The organism is Halobacteriovorax sp. DA5 (assembly GCF_002903145.1).
Classification (GTDB): domain Bacteria; phylum Bdellovibrionota; class Bacteriovoracia; order Bacteriovoracales; family Bacteriovoracaceae; genus Halobacteriovorax_A.
On record NZ_PPDJ01000009.1, the window covers coordinates 188,194 to 206,621 of the forward strand.

An 18,428-nucleotide genomic window follows, 5' to 3' on the forward strand; every position below is an offset into this window, starting at 1 on the left:
TATTTTATGTTGGATTAATGAAAAAATATTGATTTTTGAAATAACTACCGTTCTGTTTAAAAAGAAAACAGACGTGATTTAGAGTAGTTGCGGGTGCTCAACGTATTTCTTAATTCCGGCAATGATCTTGCTCGCATAGACTCCATCAATGATTCTGTGATCGAGTGTAGCTCCAACAGTTAGTGTTTCTCTGGCAATAATCTCACCTTTTTCTACGATGGCCTCTTCTTTGACTTTAAATAAGCTCAAAACAATTGGCACGTGAGAGATTGTGGGAATTGGAGCAAATGCAAATTCAGCACCAAAGTTACCAACACTTGTAATCATACAAGATCCAAATGGATCACGTTTTACACTGAAGAGTTTCGTGTAAAGATTGAGTCGATACATAGCAAAGTCTAGTAGTGTAAGGGCAGGTCTCGCAAGAAAGTTAGGAATAAGCTCGACAACCTTTTTAACTTTTTTAAAAGATTTATCTTTGTCGTTTCGAATATTATTCGCACTTTTCATCAGTTCTTTCTTGATATCAAAAACACTTTTCTTGTCAGCATTCCTAATGACTGTTCCTGAAAGGTCCTTTCCACTATGATCTACTGAGACTTGTAAAAAGATATCGACACTCTCTCTTTGATAAAGATGAGGGCCACGAATCATTCGATTAATTTGTGGGTTTTCGTGGAATACTTGTGCAATTATTTTTGTGAAAAGATGGGTAGGAGTTACTCCTTTATCTTTTGTGTATTTTTTGAAATTAGTCGCATCAAATTTTAAAAGGCCAAATGTCGAAGGATCAATAGGTGTTTTCCATGTATTCATAGAAACTTTGCGCCAAGAAGAAAGGCGTTTGACTTTAGTAAGTTTAATATGTCTCATAAGCGAGAATTTGCCTTCTGATCACCAATGTATTTGAAACGAGGAGTTTCAACTCCATCAATAACAATAGATTCAATAAACATCTCTAGAGGACGAACCCAGAGTTTTCCAAGATCATTCTCATATAGACATTCGTAGTAGACTAACTCTTCTAATGTTTCCGAATGGCGAACAATATCATGAACGATATAATTCATACCTTTGTAGTGTTGGTATAACCCACCTTTGACGATCTTACTCATTAGTCCTTCCTTACTTTTCTATAAAATTTTATTGCCGCCATAAGAACAACTCCTAAAGCAATAATTCCGCCAACTCCGTAGAGAATTCCTTCTAAACTTTTTATTACAGCAAGAAAGACAATCGCAAAAAGGAAGAGTGTCGCAACTTCATTCCATATACGTAAGAATTTTGCGGTATGAGGAAAATTGTCATTTTGAAGTGCTTTAAAAATCTTATGACATTTAAATTGGTACATTAGCAGTAAAACAACTAGTGTTAATTTTAAATGTAACCAGTAGTGTCCTTTCATTGGCCAGTAAGTAGTATAAACCAATGAAGCGCCAAAGATCACCGTAGCAATACAAGCAGGCCAGGTAATTCCATACCATAGCCTGCGAGACATAATTTTAAACTGAGCACTTAAAATATCTCGTTCACTGTCGCTCTTATCTTGGGCCTCAGTATGATAGATAAAGAGGCGGACAATATAAAAAAGTCCTGCGAACCAACAAACGATACTAATTAAATGTAGTGCTTTTAAATACTCGTAACTCATTATTTTCCAAATGTTGGAGCACCAGCGATATTTTCTTCATAGAAATTACCGAATGTACTCATTTGCTTATGGAAGCTAACGGCAAGCTCTTGCGCCTTAGTTGTATAAGCATCATGATCTTCCCACGATTTTTGAGGATTTAAAATTGTACTTGGAATTTCTCCCACAACTTTTGGAATATTTAGACCAAAGATAGGGTCTTGTTCAGTTTCAACGTTATGTAGATTATTAGCTTGGATGTTACGAATAATCTGTCTTGTAATATTTAGAGGGAAACGTTGTCCAGTACCATATGCACCACCAGTCCAACCAGTGTTCACCATCCAAACATTAAAGCCTAGCTTGTCAATATACTCACCAAGAAGTTTTGCGTATTCACTTGGATGACGAAGCATGAAAGGAGCTCCAAAACAAGATGAGAAAGTGGCCGTTGGCTCTTTTACTCCAATTTCTGTTCCAGCAAGCTTCGCTGTGTAACCTAGAACAAAGTAGAACATCGCTTGTTCTTTTGTCAGTTTTGCAACTGGAGGTAAAACACCAAAGGCGTCAGCAGATAAGAAGAATACGTGTTTAGGAATATCACCACGTGAAGTCTTTTCAAGTTCATCGATGAACTCTAAAGGATATGAAGCACGTCCATTCTCAGAAAGTGACTTATCATAGAAATCAACAAGTCCAGTATTCTCGTCTAGAACAACGTTTTCAAGAAGTGATCCGAAGCGATTTGAAGCCGCGTAAATTTCTGGTTCACCTTCTTGAGAAAGCTTATAAGTTTTAGCATAGCATCCACCCTCAAAATTGAAAGTACCCGCTTCACTAATTCCGTGCTCATCATCACCAATTAGATAAGTACCAACATCTGTTGAAAGAGTTGTTTTTCCTGTTCCCGAAAGACCAAAGAAGATTGAAACTTCACCGTTATCAAGGCGAGATGCCCCTGAGTGAGTTGGCATAATATTCGACTCAGGTAGAAGATAGTTCATCGCTGCAAACATACTCTTCTTAATTTCACCCGCATAAAGTGTTCCTGCAATAATTGTAATTTTAGATTTGATACAAGTTACAATTGCAGTCTCTGATCTTAAATCAAATTCAGCTGGATCCAGTTGAAGTTCTGGAGCGTGAAGAATCGTAAAATCATTTTCATTAAAGTCTCTCATCTTTTCACGAAATAGGTGAGTTGAGAAAAGTGCATGATTAGGATTAGTTGTTACAAGTCTTGCACCAAGGTTGTGAACTTCGTCAGCACCAACGCTTCTTTCAGTAATGAAAAGATCACGATCTTCATTTAGGTAATTAGTTATATGTGACTTTAACTTTGCAAAAGTATCCGGTGTCATGGCCTTAAAATTATTGTCCCACCAGATTGTATTTTCTGTTGTTTCATCGCGAACGATATAACGGTCATTGGCGCTGCGCCCCGTATGCTTTCCTGTCTCAACTACTAGAGCACCGTCTTTAGTTAGCTTTCCAATGCCACGAGCTACTGTTTCTTGAATTAAAAAGCTTCTTGCAGAGTTTACAAATATCTTATTATTTGGTCGCTCCATGTTAATTCCCATGTCTGTATAAAATTGCGTCATACATCATCTCCGGTTCGTTTTTTACAGTCCATAATAGTTCTTGTTATTAGTTCTTTTATGCCACTAAATATATGCTTTTTAACCTGTATTGATAACCATTTTTATCCTAATTCAGCTCATATTTTTTAACGCTAAGAAGTAGTCGGAATAACGATTTTATAGTATATTTTGGGGACTTATACACAATAGATATGATGCACTTAGTTGTGCTTTGAATTATAAGGAAGAAAATATGCAGCCATTATCATCTCGCGAGATTAGAGAGAGATTCCTAGATTACTTTGAAAAGATGGATCACTTAAAAATTAGTGCATCTTCAATCGTTCCTCAAAACGACCCGACACTACTTTTTATCAACTCTGGGATGGCCCCGTTAAAGAATTATTTTCTTGGAAAAGAGACTCCTCCATCTCCAAGGCTAGCAAATTATCAACCATGTATTCGTACAAAAGATATTGATGATGTTGGTGACCGTCACCACTTAACAATTTTTGAAATGCTCGGTTCTTGGTCAATAGGTGACTATTACAAAGAAAAAGCATGTAAGCTTGCTTACGACTTACTAGTTCATGAACTAGACTTCGATCCAAAGAGACTTTACTTCACTGTTTATGGTGGAAATGATGATCTAGGGATTAAACCAGATACTGAGTCTATTGAGGCTTGGAAGAAGTGTGGTGTTCCTGAGGATCATATTGTCGTTCTTGGTGAAGATAACTTCTGGGGACCGGCAGGGGATCATGGGCCATGTGGACCATGTACTGAAGTATTCTATGACACAGGTGCAGAGTATGGGCCTGAGTATAAGCCGGGTGGACATTTTGATGATGTAAGTCGTTACATTGAAATTTGGAATGCCGGTGTTTTCATGGAGCTTAACAAGCAAAAAGACGGAACATTTGAGCCTCTACCACTTAAGTCCGTTGATACAGGTTCTGGACTTGAGAGACTTGCAATGGTTATGAATGGTTGCGATTCTGTTTATGAAACTGATTTACTCGCACCGCTTATGGCATTTTCAAAAGAGCTTTTAGGTAAGAATACAGATATTCAAACTGAGCGTATGATTTCAGATCACATGCGTGCAAGTATTATGATTCTTGCTGAAGGTGTTATGCCTGGAAACGAAGGACAAGGATATATTCCACGTCGTCTTATTCGTAAGTGTGTCGCCGCTTGTATTTCAAGAGGTGTGAAACCTAACTTTAATAAGCACATTCAAAAAACAATTGAGATGCTTGGTGATTACTACCCACAGCTTAAGTCAGCTCGTGAAGCAATCATCTATAATATGGAACAAGAAATTAATGAGTTCGTTCCAATCGTTGAAAATGGTCTAAAGAAAATTGAAGAAGAGCTATCAACAAACTCTAAATCAAAAGAACTATTTCCAGGGCATGTTGCATTTGAACTTGTAACAACTCATGGACTTCCTTTAGAAGTAATTAAAGCTGAGCTTGCTTCAAAGAAAATTGAATTTGCTGAAATTGAATATAACGAGTGTTACGAAGCTCACAGAAAAGCTTCTCGTGTAATTTCTCGCAAGAGCTCTGTTGGTGCAGACCAGGAGAGAATTGAACTTGAGTTTATCGAAGTAGCTGATACTGAGTTTACTGGATATGACTCTCTTGAGACAGATAGTGAAATTTTAAAAATTTACCGTACTGAAGATGAAATCTACTTTGCGACAAAAGAAACACCATTCTATGGTGAGTCTGGTGGACAAGCCGGTGATATCGGAACTGCTAGAACATCTACTGGTGAGCTTCAGATTATCGATACAATGAAAGTAAAAAATACTCATGTTCATATCGCTAAGATTATTTCTGGTGAAATTGAAACAGGTGAAAAGATTGAGTTGGTAGTTGATGGTGAAAATAGAAAAGCTTCAATGAGAAACCACTCTGCGACTCACTTACTACATGCTGCTCTTCACGAAGTGATTGGAAAGCATGCGATTCAAAAGGGTTCAATGGTAACTTCAGAGCGTCTACGCTTTGACTTTCAAAACCCTCAAGCAGTATCTAACGAAGAACTGATTAAAGTAGAGGCTTTAGTAAATAAGTGGATTATGCAAAATGATTCACGTACAACAAAGCTTTGTTCATACGAAGAAGCAATTGATAATGGTGCGATGGCATTATTTGGTGAAAAATACGATAGCGATGTTCGCGTAATTGCATTCGGAAAGGAAAGTGTTGAACTTTGTGGTGGGACTCACGTAGGACGCACAGGTGATATTGGTCTTTTCGTAATTACTCAGGAAACTTCTGTTGCAAAAGGTATTCGTCGTATTGAGGCCGTAACAGGAACTGAAGCAGTTCGTGTGATGCAGGAAAGAACGGCACTACTTAATGCTGCGGCAAAAGAACTTAGTACGAAACCTCAAGAGGTTCCAGCTCGTATTAAGGATCTTCGTGCAGAGATGAAAAAGAAGATCAAGGAAGCGAGTGCTAAAGCAGCTCAAAATGGATCAACTGACTTTATCAAAGAAGTTAAGCGTGACTATGAAGGGTTTAAGCTATTTGCTGCTACTTTGGATGCTGATGCTAAAGCGGTTAAAGAAATTGGTGATAATATGATCAACAAGGGTGAAGTACAGCTTATCTGCCTCATTTCGAAGGATGATAAGGGGATGAAATCATTTGTATGGTCTAACTCTGATGTTAAGGCAGGGGACTTCTTAAAGAAGATCCTAGAGCCTGTCGCTGGACGTGGTGGCGGACGCCCTAACTTTGCTCAAGGTGGTGCACCAGATGTAAACTCTGGCGCTCAAGTGCTTGAATTTATTGAAAGTTTATAAAGATTTCTATAATAGACACAGGTTCGACAAACCTGTGTCTAATTTCCTAACATCCCTATACTTAATTTCACTCCATAGTCGTTAGAAACAAATTCTGATGTATAAAGAATTTGTCTTAAATTTATGGAGTGTAGACGTGATTAAAACCAATTTACCTACAGATGCTCTTTCTCGTGAGCTTCGTCGTTTAACAATGCAACTTGAAATCATTGAGAATCATCTTGATGCTGCCGAAATCGAAGAAAAGAGAGAGATTGTTGAAAAGTCTATTATTCTAAAAATGAGTGATATGACTTCTTCAAATATCAATTACCTTGGGAAATTGAAAGGAATTAGAAAAACTAACTTAAAGAAGCGCTTTGTCCAAGCCGAAATCAATCTACTTAGTAAGGGAATTGGTCGTTTTCCTCAAAAGAATGAACTACGTCTAAAAGTGATCAAAGATCGTTTTGACGGAATTGTTCATCGATTCAATAAAATCTCTGCATAACCTGTTCATAATTAACTATTTGTTAACTTTGCTCCGAAAAATTTCTGAGAGATTTGGAGTAACTTATGAGAGATTTTGACCCTAGAGTTTCATTTGCACAAAAAATTGTTGTAGCAATTCACTACACGCGAGAACAGCGCTCGCGTGTAAACGATGTATTTTATTTTTCATCACTAAAGCATTTAGATAAAGCTTATCTTGAGGCCAATATCATACCTGTCGATATTGCTGAAAAAATACGCGAATGCTGGATCGAATGTTATAAGAGCATCTGCCAGGAATCTTTTACTTTAAATGATAAAGCTAAAGAACACCTTAATTTTTGGAGTGAGTTACTAATGCTGCCAAATCAAAGCCTGCATTAATTCTTTGCTATATGAAATGAGAGTGTTACACGGGTTCCGATATTTACATCAGAGCTTATATTGATTTTTCCATTTGAGAAATCAGTGAAGTATTTCACAATAGGTAGGCCATAACCTGTGCCAACTTCTCCTTTTGTCCCTAGGCGGCTAGTCTTTCGCTCAAAGTGAAAAAGGCCGTCAATGATGTCACTTGGAATACCTATTCCCTTGTCGACAATATCAATATAAATACGACCAGCTTCATCATAAAACTTTATAAGCACGTCTTGCCCTTCATGACTGAATTTAATCGCATTTGAGATAAGATTACTTAATATATGATCGCAGAAAATCTTCTTTTCACAAAAAAAGCTTTTCTCTGTGAGAATATCAAAGTGTAACTTTAAGTTTTTATCATTTAAGAGTTTAAAATGCTGTTCAGAGAAGTTTTTAATTAGCTCAGAGTCGATTTTACTTTTATGTGAGAAGAGACTCTCTGAATCCAATTGGAAGCTTCTTACATTTGAAATGATCTCTTGAACCTTCTTTAGAGAGGTGTTGATTTGTATGTAAGAAGACTCATCAATTACGCTCTTTCTAAGTAGGCTTGAAATTTTTAATTTCAAAATAGTAACTGGATTTGAAAGATCGTGAAGGACTACATGAAGTAGTGTATCAAGTTGCTTATTTGAAAGTGCAAGTTTTAGTCTAGAGTTGGACTCCAGCCAAACATAGAAGAAAAAATATATTGTCGTGAGAATAGAGAATTGTACGATATTAAATTTCAATAGAGAATAGTATTGAGTATTCGTTAAAGGGTAAGATAGAGATGCGATAGTATGATCAAGCATAAAAAAAGATGCAAATGTGGAGATCATCACAAATACACCAAAAAGAAGCCCTGATCTATTATAGAAAACTCCGAAAAAAATAGGCGTTCCTGTTATCCAAATAATCCCAGGAGACTTTACGCCTCCAAAAGTGAAGACAATGATTATCATGATTAGAATAGATGGCAGAACACAAATCGCCTTGGCGAGACCATGCTTTCCTAGTGCACAGGCAATAATAAAAAATAAAACCTGGGTCGTCGTATACGTATAAAAGAACTCTTTCGGAATCTTATGAAAGAGAACATTAGGGTACGCCAGATAGTAGTAACTGACTGTAATTGATACCATGATAAGCGTAAAAACAATCAGATAGCGCTGAATAAGGTTCTCGCTTTTGAATTTTAGTTTCATCGAGGCCACTTTAAATCAAATTGTGATCTTATGCTAGCAAAGTGAAATTTATTTATGATTTCTCAAGGGAAAACTTAGGGTAAACTCCGTGCCATTTTCATTACTTGTAGGCGAGTGAACGAAAATTTTTGCACCTGAAAGCTCTACAAAGTAGTGTACGATTGGAAGCCCGTAACCGGTACCAGCTTCGCCAATTGTTCCAGGCCTTGTGGTTTTCTTATCAAATTCAAAAATCGATTCCATAAGTTCTTCTGGAATACCAATACCTTCATCTCGAATACTGAGCAGTGCAGAGTCTCCTTGGATGCTAAAAGTTACTTCAATGATATCTTCGGGATGGCTAAATTTCACAGCATTAGTAAGTAAATTACTTAGTATATGGTCTTTAAGAATAGAGGGAGAACATTTTATCTTAAAGCCTCCTTCATCTTTAAAAATTAATTTTAAGTGTTTCTTATTAATTAATCTAAACTGCTCTGAAAGATATGATTTCAACTCTGTTGATTCGATTATTCTTCTATCTTCTTGTAAGTTTTCAGAACTCATTTGAAAGCTTCTAATATTTTGTATAATCTCTTCAATTTTAGAAAAAGCTTCTTTGATTTGCTTTGTTTCATTATCTTTAATTTGAAACCGTCTTTTCAAATTTGAAAGTTTTAACTTTAAAATTGTAATTGGATTAGAAAGATCGTGAAGAACAACATGTAAAAGGGTGTCCAGTTGCTCTTTTGATTGTTCAATTTCATCTCGCGTTTGTTGCTCAAGCCAAGTGTAGTATAGAAAGAAAAGAGTAATAACAATCGAGAAGTGAATAACATTCATCCTCTTTTCTTGCATATAAAGCTCTGGTGACACATTAACTGTCATCGATAGAATTTGCGCCTCAAAGGCATAGAAGACAGCATAGATAGCAAGCATGAGTGAGATGCCAATAATCATCCCTCTTTTTCTAAAAAATATTGCAAAGAAAATTGGGAACCCTGCAATCCAGAAGACTCCTGGAGCGTGAATACCACCAAAAGAAGTAATTAATACCAATGTTATTGCGATAGAAGGAAAGAGGCTCGAAATATTTCTAAGTGTATGTTGCCCTTTAAAGTCAAAATAATAGAAGGCAAGGTAAAGAGTTGAGATTGGTAAAACAAAATAATACAAAACATTATCATTGATAAAATGATGGTGTCTAAAGGCATAGGCAAGTAATGAGATCATCGCCATGACATTAGTGAAGTGAATAAGAAGTGTATTAAAACGATCTTTCATAATTACTAAATATAAATAATATAAAAGATTGTCGGCTATGACGATATTTTATTTAGTTGAAAATGACTGGGATTTTTTAAGTAAGAAATTGGTTGCGGGGGCTGGATTCGAACCAACGACCTTCGGGTTATGAGCCCGACGAGCTACCAACTGCTCCACCCCGCGACAAAGTAAAATCAATATATTATCAGAAAGGTCTTATGTCAAATTAAATTTGTCAGACATAAATTACTAAAATTTCTAGAAGACGCTCCGATATGAACTCTGTATGAGGGATGTTAAAAAATAAATTTTTTGGAGTTTAGACGATGGAAATGCAAAATCATAGTAAGTTAACGATTGATATCGATACTTCAGAGCTTACACCTGCACAGCTTCGCGCAATTAAAACGATTAATATGCTAATGGCACATATTATGACAACAGAAGATGAAGCAGACTTTTTTGATGGGACTGCGGAAGTGATGAGAATTTGCGCTTCACTAGTAAAACAGTCGAAATTTTGCCAAGAGAATTCAAAAATTCCATACGGAGATCAAGCTTTAGAGTTTTCTATTGAGCTTCTAACTGAGCTTATGGAGTCTTCTTCTTTAGTAAAGTACGACAATTAATAGAATTACATAATTAGATATAAAGGGCCTGCAATGGGCCCTTTTTTTTTGTCAAAAATTTAGCTATAACAGACTGTGAACTTTAAGAAGTAGGCTTTGAAAATGAGTGACATAAGTAAAAAGAAAATTTGTCTTACAGGTGTTAAACCAACAGGAATGCCACATTTAGGAAACTATATCGGTGCAATTAAACCTGCTATTGATAATGTTAATAAATCAGATATGGAAGGCTACTTCTTTATTGCTGATTATCATTCTCTTATAACTATTCACGATGGAGAAATTCTTCGAAATGATATTTATGAAGTGGCCGCGACTTGGCTAGCTGCTGGACTTGATCCAAATAAAGCAATTCTTTATAAGCAAAGTGATATTCCAGAGATTACAGAGCTAAATTGGATTATTTCATGTTTTGCTTCAAAGGGATTAATGAATCGCGCTCATGCATATAAAGCAAAGAAAGATAAGAATGCTGAAGAAAATCGCGATGAAGACTTTGGTATTAATATGGGTCTATTTTCTTATCCTGTTCTTATGGCCGCAGATATTCTTTTTATGAATACTGATTATGTACCAGTAGGTGAGGATCAGCTACAGCATATCGAAATTGCGCGAGATATCGCTTCAAGCTTTAATCACAAATTTGGTGATCTTCTTACTCTTCCTGAAGCTATTGTAAGCAAGGCCGAAAATAAACTTCTTCCAGGTCTAGATGGACGTAAAATGAGTAAGTCGTATGGAAACCATATTCCATGCTTTGTTCCAGAGAAGAAGCTTAAGAAAATGATTAATAAAATCACAACAGACTCAACTCCTCCTGAGGCTCCAAAGAATCCTGACGAATCATTAATCTTTGATATCTATAAATTCTTTGCAACATCAGAAGAACAAGTTGCCTTGGCCAAACGTTATCAAGAAGGAATTGGTTGGGGCCACGCTAAACTTGAACTTTTTGAGGTCCTAAACCGTGAACTAACACCGATGCGTGAAAAGTATGAAGCTCTTATGGCCGATAAATCACAGATCGATGCTATCCTTGCACAAGGTGCTGCTAAGATTCGTCCTATCGCTCAAGAGAACTTACGTCGTATTAAGAAAGCTATTGGTGTTTCAAACTAATATTTAGTTTTTATGATAAGGATGATCTTGCTTGATCGTTTGAGCTCGATATATTTGTTCGATTAGAACAAGTCGGGCAATCTTATGTGGAAATGTCATAGGAGATAGGGAGAGTTGGTAATCAACTGTCTTTAAAAACTCTTTAGGAAAGCCTGCTGCTCCACCGATTAGAAAGCAAACACCTTTTTGCTGGGTTTCAATAACATCATAAATATACTTACTAAGCTTCTCACTATCGCAAGTTTTTCCATGCTCGGTCATTGCAACTACGTGTTGATTTCCAAATTTTGCTTTTATGGATTCGACTTTATTTAGAAGTTCCTTAAGTTCAAGATCAATATTTTCTTGATGACCTTTACACTCATGGATGTGAAGTTTTGGGAAGTTAATACGCTTAAGGTATTCATTTTCAAGCGCGATAAGGTGCTTATCTTTTAACTTCCCAATGACAATAACATGATTGTCTTTCATGAGTTACTAGAAGTAACCTTTATCTGAATCAGTAGATGCTCCAGCTTCTTCAGAAGAGTAGTAGTACTCATTTGGAATTTCAATTGATGGAACAGACCATAAATTGTCGATGTCATACGCTTCGCGAGCTGATTCATCAAAGATGTGAACAATAATGTCACCAAGGTCAATTAGAATCCAATCTGTTTGTTGGTGTAGACCTTCTTTAGAGATTACCGTCTGACCTTTTCTTTTCATTTGTTTTGCAATCTCATCAGACATTGCATTTGCCATTGAAGAGTTTGTTGCTGATGCAAGTACGAAGAAATCTGCTAGTGCAGTTGTTTTTCTCATATCAAGAACTTTAAGGTTAACACCTTTAAAGTTACCAAGAATCCAAGCACTCGCCATAGCAATATTTAATGGGAATTCAAGCTTTGAATTATCTGCAATTTCATCTACGTTTTTCGTGATAAATTCATTTTGTGACATTGATTAGTCCTTTATCGTTTTAAGCATTAAAGATTTTAGTAAGTCTATATTTAATCCAGATACTGAAGAGATTGGAAGACACTTTCTATCAACCTGTGCCTCGAAGAAGTCTTGGAACTTCTTAATTTCTTCATCTGTCATAGCATCAATTTTTGTTAAACAAATTAGCTCTTTCTTATTTAAAAGATCTTCACTATAGCGACCAAGCTCTTGGCGAATAATTACGTATTGTTCAAACGCTTCGTATTCATCAAGACACCAAGAAACATCCACTAGGTGAACAAGAGATTTTGTTCTTTCAATATGTTTTAGGAATTTAATCCCTAGGCCTTTTCCTTCTGAGGCATCTTCAATTAGCCCTGGGATATCGGCAACAACAAATGAGTCATCTTCACCAAGTGTAACAACACCAAGGTTTGGCTCAAGAGTCGTAAAAGGATAATCTGCAATCTTTGGCCTTGCTGCAGAGATTGAAGAAATAAGTGTTGATTTACCAGCATTAGGTAATCCAACAAGTGCGATATCAGCAAGTAGACGAAGTTCAAGATCTACTTCAAGTTCTACGCCTTCTTTTCCTGCAGTTGCTTTTCGTGGAGCCTGATTAGTTGCAGTCTTGAAGTGAATATTTCCAAGACCACCACGTCCACCTTGTGCAACCATTAATCTCATACCGTGATCAGTTAGATCCGCGATAACTTGATTCGTTTCTGCATTACGAACAATTGTTCCAACAGGAACTTTGATTGTGAGGTCGTCACCAAATGCTCCACACATTTGACGGCCACCACCTTGCTGTCCGTGTTCGGCGCGGTAATGTTTTTTACCTCTGAAGTTAACAAGAGTGTTCATTCCTTCGTCGGCTTCAAAGTAGATGCTACCACCATCACCACCGTCACCACCATCTGGTCCACCAAATGGGATATACTTTTCGCGGCGAAAGCTTACGCATCCGTTTCCTCCGTTTCCGGAAATTACTGTAATTTTAACTTCATCGATAAATTTCATAATAAGGTCTTATATAAAAAAAGGGAGCACTATGTATAGGCTCCCTTTAATATTTACAACTAATTAATAGCGTAAAATGGTAATTTTAATTAAGCTTCAACAACAGAAACGATTTGCTTCTTCTTGTTATAGAAACCAAATTGTACTTTACCTTCTTTCGTAGCGAATAGAGTAAAGTCTTTTCCAACTTTTACGTTTTTACCAGCGTGGAACTTAGATCCCGCTTGTCTTACAATGATGTTTCCTGGAACAACAGCTTCACCACCAAATTTCTTAACACCATACATGTTTGGGTTTGAATCACGACCGTTACTTGTTGAACCACCGGCTTTTTTGTGTGCCATATCTAACTCCTAAAATTGATAATTAATTAAGCTTTAACTTCTTTGATTTTTAAAGTTGTAAAGTGTTGTCTGTGTCCGTTCTTCTTCATGTATTTACCTGGCTTTCTTTTAGAAACGATAACTTTTCTTGAACGATCATGTCTTACTACTTCAGCAACAACTTTAGCACCAGCAACAGTTGGAGCACCAACTTTTGCGCTTTCACCACCAACAAATAGAACTTTATCAAATTCTACAGTTGATCCAGCTTCTTGTTCTAACTTCTGAACATCAATAGTCATACCAGCTTCTACTCTGTACTGGTGACCTGAGATCTCTACTACTCCGTACATACTTTCTCCTAATGAAAGGCAGCCTTTGGGGGTTGCTCGATAGTTCTCGCTAACTCTTTTTTCCCTCGGACTGAAATTAACTTTATGAAACTAGGATTTTTATTAATAATTGGGCCTGTTGTCAAGGACTAAGACGCAATTACACTCCTTTATTTGAGGATTTTTTGCCTAGCGCTAAGCGGAAACCACTTCGAGCTTATTTAGTCGGAAAAAATACCGAAAAATTAAGTTGAATGGAGGCGATAATGCAATCTGTAAGTACTGAAAAATACACATATTATCAATATGCTAAGGAGCAGGCGCTGCCTGTTTATATTAGGCTGCGTATTGCGGAGTTCGATCCGGAAATCGCAGGATTTTTACAAATTATGAATTTTACTGAGCTGGGTGAGAAAGAAAGTGAGCTGGCCCAACAAAATATAGCGTCAAATCAACTGGCCAAGGTTATGACTATTGATGAAGCGACACCGATGGTGGCCGCCCAAATTAGATCAAATTTTGACAATGACAAGTATGGGAAGGAGTCGATCGTACAAAAACCTGGATACAATGTTTATCGCTATAAGAATATGGCGATGATTGTTCTGTCTTTGGCTTCAAATGAGTGGCTAATGGGAACATTTCCAGAATTTGGTCACACCGAAAGAGAATTTGAAAGCCGAGTCGTTATCAATCGCTTTTTAACTTGGGCTTTAGCTCCTATGGGAATTATTGGCCTATGGGGAAGAAAAACTAAGCAGGGAATTATTCTTGGCCGTATGGCAGATGTTAAAGGTGAAGTTATTTATATCGATTATCGTAATCAGAATATATTTACGATGAGTGAAGTACATAAACTGAGAAAATCAGAGATCTTTATAAAGCTTGATCCTCTTAATAAGTTGGGCCCTGTTAAGATGAGGTTTGAAGATGCACAGGCATTTTTAGCAATTCACTCGGCTTACTTTGGTGCCAATGGAATGCCAATGGCAACAAGACAGGCCCTGGCCACTCTTGCCAAAAATATTATGTGTTACAAATTTGCATTAAACGATGTTGCAAAAGAGTTAAGTTAGTTTTTTAAAAGTTTAATGAGAAAAGAATCCTTATTCTTCACATCATCTTTTTTTATCATATGAATAAATATCGGGAAGCATGTAATTGTACATGCTCCTGTGTATGTAATTGTGAATCCGGCTTCATCATTCCAAATATAGACTGACGTGCCGTCATTATTGATAAACTTATCCTGCTTACCATAGCGATTTATTAGTGATTGATGAAAAGTATTGTGAAGAAAGTAATTTGGAAGTCTTGCGTAGAAATCTAAAACGACTTCATCTCTAACATGAATAAAAACAGGAAAGAAGTAGTTCTGATGGCGAATTTGAATTTCATAAGTTGCTAGAGGTTTCTTGTCATTGATTAACCTGATTGCTTTATATTCATTCTTTATATCTGACAGTTTTTGTCCAGGATAGAATGGTTTGAATTTATCAAAGGTGAAGTCGTAATTCGGTTCTTCCACCTTAGCTTTTGCCGGATTGATAAATATGCAAAATGATAAGAGAATAAATGAACAAGTTAGAATATTGTTAAGAATTTTTTTTACCATACGTTATTTTAAACGATTTGAATTTTTATAGTTAAAAGGGGAATTTAATGCAACCAGCAGCAAAGAAGGAAGCGCAGAAGATTGGTATTGCAATGGTACTCGGATTAATTTTGGGTCTTCTGTTACATTATTTTGGAAAGGGTGAATACGTAAAATTTATTTCTCCTATAGGAGATGCGTTTATCTCTCTTCTTAAAATGGTGATTATCCCTCTTGTTTTCTCATCTATCTTTATGGCGATGTACCACTTAGGAACACCAGAATCATTAGGAAGAATGGGGGTAAGGGCCGTTGCTTATTATTTCATTACAACTTGTATTGCCGTTTTATTTGGAATTATTTTTGTAAATCTTATCAATCCTGGTATTGGTGCTGATCTTGGCTCTGCTGGAGTTCATGGCCTTTCAGAAGCAATGCAGTCGAAAGTTGCAAGTAGTTCAAGTGGTTGGGCGTCACTGTTTGCTTCAATCAAAGAAGTTCTTCTAGGTGCAATTCCAACGAATCCATTTGGTTCAATGGCCGATGGAAATATTTTACAAGTTATCGTCTTCTCAATTCTTATGGGAATGACTGCGCTATTTATTCCTAAAGATAGTGAACCATTTGTTAAAGTAGTAGGTTCTCTTGAATCTCTTTCTAATAAACTAACAATGGGAGTAATGAGCTTAGCTCCTTATGGAATCTTTGTTCTTATGACAGGGGTTCTTGCTAAATCTGGTTTTGGCGCAATTATATCTCTTTCTAAGTATATGCTGACAGTAATTCTAGGATTGATTTGTCATGGTATTTTTCTTCTGATTATTGGAAGTATTCGCGGAAAGACTTCACCTATTGAGATTTTAAAAGGTGTAGGGCCAGCTATTATTACTGCTTTTTCAGCAGCAACTCTACCTATTACGATGATGAATGTTGAAGAAAATTTAGGCGTTGATAAAGATACTGCAAAATTTGTTTTACCATTAGGTGCAACTGTAAATATGGATGGAACTGCTCTTTATGAGTCAGTCGCCGCCATCTTCATTGCGCAAGCTTATGGCTTTGACTTAGGTTTAACTCAGCAGATTATTATTTTTATGACAGCATCTCTTGCGGCAATTGGAGCAGCAGCAATTCCTGGTGCGGGGCTAATTACAATGTCGATCGTACTTTCAGCTGTCGGGCTTCCTATTGAGGGGATCGGTCTTATCTTAGCTGTGGATAGAATTCTGGACATGTTCAGAACTGCAGTTAACGTCTTTGGTGACGCCATGGGAACAGTTGTTGTTGATTCTATGCTGAAAAATAAAGAGTAAACAATATAAAGTATTGAATTCAGTACTGTACTTAACCGAAAAAATCTTTTCCTCGTTGACTCAGACACGACAATTTGAAAAAATATGGGAACCCCAAAGTTGGGTTCCCGAATATTTATGAAAACGAAATACGCACATATAGTTAAGGAAGATCGATGAGAATTAATGGATTAATTTTACTGGTAACCTCCCAACTGCTCTTTTCATGTATCTCTGTTGAGAAAGATGTCCCGAGCCCGAAGGACATTTCTGAAGTTGTTGAAACAGATGCTGAAATTGAAGCAGATGCGGAATACTCAGAAGAAAAAATCATCGCTCGTAGTGCAAAGCACGGAGCAGAGTTCTCGAATGATCAGATTGTTGGTTCTGCAAAGATTGAACATCCAACAACTCATGAACTTAAGACTTACTTCCTATATGGAGCTGAGCATTTAAATTTAGAAAATAATTATTTTGATATTCCTGTTGTTTACAATGCGGCAGTTAAGAAATGGATTAAGTATTTTACTACACGTGGCCGTGGCTTCTTTGAGAGATATTCTGCAAGAGCTGGAAGGTATGCTCCGATCCTTTCTAAAGTTTTAAAGGATAATGGTCTACCACAAGACTTAATCTTTTTAGCAATGGCCGAATCTGGATTCCAAACAAAAGCTAAGTCGTGGGCAAAAGCGGTAGGGCCTTGGCAGTTCATGCCTTATACAGGTCGTCGTTATGGACTTGAAGTTAACTGGTATGTTGACGAGAGACGTGATCCAATCAAGTCTTCAATTGCTGCTTCAAAATATTTAAGAAAACTCTTTAATCAATTTGGTTCTTGGGAGCTTGCTGCAGCATCATATAATGCTGGTGAAGGAAAGATGTCTCGTGCGATTCGTCGCTATCGTACAAAGAACTTTTGGCAAATCAGAAAAGGCCGTTATTTAAAACCAGAAACAAAGAATTATGTTCCTAAAATTATGGCGCTAGCTATTATTGGAAAGAACTTAAAGTCTTTTGGTTTTGAAGAGATTGATTGGCATGAACCACTGGATTTTCAAGAAATCTCTGTTCCTGGTGGAGCGGACTTATTCGAAATTGCAAAAGATTTAAATATTGAATTTGATGATCTTCATTACTTAAACCCAGAGATTCAAAGATGGTTCACGCCACCAACACACAAAACTTACACGTTAAGAGTTCCTGTTGGAAAAAGAGAGCAGTGGGCAAGTTGTTGTACTGAAAAGAATTACGTCGCTAGCCAGGATGTTTTTCAAAAGTATCGTGTACGAGGTAAGAGAACTCGTTTAAGTGATGTTGCTCAAAAATTTAAAATTAAAGATAAAGAAGTTCTTACTTGGTTAAACGATGATTACAAATCACATCGTTCAAGAGTTAAGCGCGGATCTTACGTAACACTGCCATTTAGAATAGGACAGAGTAAGAAAGATAATATGTACGCAGATCTCTATGATAAACCTCGTAAGTCTGTTGTAAGAAAAAGAAAATATAGTAATCGCATCAGATTAGCGAAACAACGTGGAAAGAAAATTAATAATCCAACTCAATACTATACTGTTCAACGTGGAGACTCTTTATGGTCTGTATCACGTAAAACAGGTGTAAGCCTTGATACTCTAATTGTTTCAAATTTAAATATTATCAAGAAGAGACAAATTAGAGCAGGCGATAGGCTCGTCATTAAATAATCTAAAAATGTAAGAAAAAAATAGTGAAATTACCTGAAACCACGCTTTAATGCGTGGTTTCGCTATTTTAATTCCAAAAAAAATACGTTATTGTATTGCCAAACACAACACACAAGGAATTTGGTA

20 protein-coding genes and 1 tRNA gene are annotated in these 18,428 nt (G+C 36.6%); 8 read left to right on the forward strand and 13 right to left on the reverse strand.

From position 1 onward, the window contains the following. Positions 1–78: 78 nt before the first annotated feature. From C0Z22_RS13450 to C0Z22_RS13465, 4 genes are read right to left on the reverse strand one after another with little or no spacing between them, the layout of a single operon-like run. A complete protein-coding gene (locus C0Z22_RS13450) occupies positions 79–873 on the reverse strand; it encodes a 2-oxo acid dehydrogenase subunit E2 (RefSeq protein ID WP_103218890.1) in 795 nt (264 codons plus the stop codon). Continuing rightward, positions 870–1,115 carry a DUF1653 domain-containing protein gene (locus C0Z22_RS13455; protein ID WP_103218891.1) on the reverse strand — a complete coding sequence of 82 codons (246 nt, stop codon included), beginning with the start codon at positions 1,113–1,115 and terminating at the stop codon, positions 870–872. Before C0Z22_RS13455 ends, C0Z22_RS13450 begins: the two co-directional genes overlap by 4 nt. Further along, the gene (locus C0Z22_RS13460) at positions 1,115–1,651 is read right to left on the reverse strand and encodes a CopD family protein (protein ID WP_103218892.1); all 537 of its coding nucleotides are present in this window, start codon (positions 1,649–1,651) and stop codon (positions 1,115–1,117) included. The genes C0Z22_RS13455 and C0Z22_RS13460 overlap by 1 nt, the downstream gene beginning before the upstream one ends. Continuing rightward, positions 1,651–3,234, reverse strand: coding sequence for a phosphoenolpyruvate carboxykinase (ATP) (locus tag C0Z22_RS13465; protein WP_103218893.1), 1,584 nt, complete (start codon positions 3,232–3,234; stop codon positions 1,651–1,653). The genes C0Z22_RS13460 and C0Z22_RS13465 overlap by 1 nt, the downstream gene beginning before the upstream one ends. 232 nt (positions 3,235–3,466) lie before the next feature. Between C0Z22_RS13465 and alaS the strand changes: the two genes are divergently transcribed. The 3 genes from alaS to C0Z22_RS13480 all read left to right on the forward strand — a co-directional run bounded on the left by alaS (position 3,467) and on the right by C0Z22_RS13480 (position 6,892). Continuing rightward, positions 3,467–6,037 carry an alanine--tRNA ligase gene (gene alaS / locus C0Z22_RS13470; protein WP_103218894.1) on the forward strand — a complete coding sequence of 857 codons (2,571 nt, stop codon included), beginning with the start codon at positions 3,467–3,469 and terminating at the stop codon, positions 6,035–6,037. A 136-nt stretch (positions 6,038–6,173) separates the two neighbouring features. Then, entirely contained in the window at positions 6,174–6,527 is a 354-nt protein-coding gene (locus C0Z22_RS13475; protein WP_103218895.1) for a hypothetical protein, read from the forward strand. Between the two features lie 65 nt (positions 6,528–6,592). Then, positions 6,593–6,892: a hypothetical protein gene (locus C0Z22_RS13480; protein ID WP_103218896.1), complete on the forward strand. Its 300-nt coding sequence runs from the start codon at positions 6,593–6,595 to the stop codon at positions 6,890–6,892. Here the strand turns inward: C0Z22_RS13480 and C0Z22_RS13485 are convergent. The 3 genes from C0Z22_RS13485 to C0Z22_RS13495 all read right to left on the reverse strand — a co-directional run bounded on the left by C0Z22_RS13485 (position 6,889) and on the right by C0Z22_RS13495 (position 9,543). Next, the gene (locus C0Z22_RS13485; RefSeq protein ID WP_103218897.1) at positions 6,889–8,115 is read right to left on the reverse strand and encodes a sensor histidine kinase KdpD; all 1,227 of its coding nucleotides are present in this window, start codon (positions 8,113–8,115) and stop codon (positions 6,889–6,891) included. The genes C0Z22_RS13480 and C0Z22_RS13485 overlap by 4 nt on opposite strands. Before the next feature lie 48 nt (positions 8,116–8,163). After that, positions 8,164–9,378, reverse strand: coding sequence for a sensor histidine kinase KdpD (locus C0Z22_RS13490; protein ID WP_103218898.1), 1,215 nt, complete (start codon positions 9,376–9,378; stop codon positions 8,164–8,166). Between the two features lie 89 nt (positions 9,379–9,467). Further along, positions 9,468–9,543, reverse strand: a tRNA-Met gene (locus C0Z22_RS13495). A 143-nt stretch (positions 9,544–9,686) separates the two neighbouring features. Between C0Z22_RS13495 and C0Z22_RS13500 the strand changes: the two genes are divergently transcribed. Together C0Z22_RS13500 and C0Z22_RS13505 are read left to right on the forward strand one after the other, a co-directional pair. Next, a complete protein-coding gene (locus C0Z22_RS13500; protein WP_103218899.1) occupies positions 9,687–9,989 on the forward strand; it encodes a hypothetical protein in 303 nt (100 codons plus the stop codon). A 111-nt stretch (positions 9,990–10,100) separates the two neighbouring features. After that, positions 10,101–11,108 carry a tryptophan--tRNA ligase gene (locus C0Z22_RS13505; protein WP_199177574.1) on the forward strand — a complete coding sequence of 336 codons (1,008 nt, stop codon included), beginning with the start codon at positions 10,101–10,103 and terminating at the stop codon, positions 11,106–11,108. Between the two features lie 3 nt (positions 11,109–11,111). Here C0Z22_RS13505 and C0Z22_RS13510 read toward each other — a convergent pair whose 3' ends face one another. The 5 genes from C0Z22_RS13510 to rplU form a co-directional block, all read right to left on the reverse strand. Beyond that, positions 11,112–11,579 (reverse strand): 23S rRNA (pseudouridine(1915)-N(3))-methyltransferase RlmH, encoded by a 468-nt coding sequence (locus C0Z22_RS13510; protein WP_103218901.1) that lies wholly within the window; start codon positions 11,577–11,579, stop codon positions 11,112–11,114. Between the two features lie 6 nt (positions 11,580–11,585). Beyond that, positions 11,586–12,050 (reverse strand): ribosome silencing factor, encoded by a 465-nt coding sequence (rsfS, locus tag C0Z22_RS13515; RefSeq protein WP_103218902.1) that lies wholly within the window; start codon positions 12,048–12,050, stop codon positions 11,586–11,588. Between the two features lie 3 nt (positions 12,051–12,053). Next, the gene (gene obgE, locus C0Z22_RS13520; RefSeq protein WP_103218903.1) at positions 12,054–13,055 is read right to left on the reverse strand and encodes a GTPase ObgE; all 1,002 of its coding nucleotides are present in this window, start codon (positions 13,053–13,055) and stop codon (positions 12,054–12,056) included. Between the two features lie 89 nt (positions 13,056–13,144). Further along, positions 13,145–13,399 carry a 50S ribosomal protein L27 gene (rpmA, locus tag C0Z22_RS13525; protein WP_021266471.1) on the reverse strand — a complete coding sequence of 85 codons (255 nt, stop codon included), beginning with the start codon at positions 13,397–13,399 and terminating at the stop codon, positions 13,145–13,147. 26 nt (positions 13,400–13,425) lie between these two features. Next, a complete protein-coding gene (gene rplU, locus C0Z22_RS13530) occupies positions 13,426–13,731 on the reverse strand; it encodes a 50S ribosomal protein L21 (protein WP_103218904.1) in 306 nt (101 codons plus the stop codon). A 245-nt stretch (positions 13,732–13,976) separates the two neighbouring features. Between rplU and C0Z22_RS13535 the strand changes: the two genes are divergently transcribed. Then, positions 13,977–14,786, forward strand: coding sequence for a hypothetical protein (locus C0Z22_RS13535; RefSeq protein WP_103218905.1), 810 nt, complete (start codon positions 13,977–13,979; stop codon positions 14,784–14,786). Here the strand turns inward: C0Z22_RS13535 and C0Z22_RS13540 are convergent. Beyond that, the gene (locus C0Z22_RS13540; protein WP_146037905.1) at positions 14,783–15,325 is read right to left on the reverse strand and encodes a hypothetical protein; all 543 of its coding nucleotides are present in this window, start codon (positions 15,323–15,325) and stop codon (positions 14,783–14,785) included. The two genes, C0Z22_RS13535 and C0Z22_RS13540, sit on opposite strands and share 4 nt — an antisense overlap. Before the next feature lie 47 nt (positions 15,326–15,372). Here C0Z22_RS13540 and C0Z22_RS13545 point away from each other — a divergent pair, with 47 nt between their 5' ends. Beyond that, positions 15,373–16,617 carry a dicarboxylate/amino acid:cation symporter gene (locus C0Z22_RS13545; protein WP_103218907.1) on the forward strand — a complete coding sequence of 415 codons (1,245 nt, stop codon included), beginning with the start codon at positions 15,373–15,375 and terminating at the stop codon, positions 16,615–16,617. A gap of 155 nt (positions 16,618–16,772) precedes the next feature. Next, positions 16,773–18,302 (forward strand): lytic transglycosylase domain-containing protein, encoded by a 1,530-nt coding sequence (locus C0Z22_RS13550; protein ID WP_103218908.1) that lies wholly within the window; start codon positions 16,773–16,775, stop codon positions 18,300–18,302. Positions 18,303–18,428: the final 126 nt, after the last annotated feature.